Here is a 402-nt window from a genome sequence, read left to right as displayed (position 1 = left end):
ACCTAAAGGACTTCGTCCCCGATTCCGACAGCGAGGTGGTGCGCCGCATCAAGGCCGCCGGGCTCGTCCTCGTCGGCAAATCCAACGCGCCGGAGAACGGCTGGTCGATCACCACCGAGCCAAAACTCTACGGCACGACGAAGAACCCGTGGAAGCAAGGCATCACGCCGGGCGGCTCCAGCGGCGGCGCTGCCGCCGCGATCGCTTCGCGCATGGTGCCGATCGCGGAGGCCAGCGACGGCGCCGGCTCGATCCGCGTGCCGGCGTCCTGCTGCGGCATTGTCGGCCTGAAACCGTCGCGCGGTCGCGTCAGCCTCGCGCCCTACGGCGACTATTGGTATGGCGGCGCCTATTTCCTCTGCTGCTCGCGCACCGTGCGCGACACCGCCGCCTATCTCGACG

General features: G+C 68.9%; 1 protein-coding gene. It reads left to right on the top strand.

Going from position 1 to position 402, the window contains the following annotated elements:
• Positions 1-402: amidase family protein (locus tag EOA28_RS38390; RefSeq protein ID WP_245501724.1), on the top strand; the 402-nt coding region annotated here is incomplete at both ends.

Origin of the sequence: Mesorhizobium sp. M2A.F.Ca.ET.067.02.1.1 (genome assembly GCF_004023285.1) — a bacterium.
In the GTDB taxonomy this organism is placed as follows: domain Bacteria; phylum Pseudomonadota; class Alphaproteobacteria; order Rhizobiales; family Rhizobiaceae; genus Mesorhizobium.
This window is presented reverse-complemented; position numbering and strand designations above follow the sequence as displayed.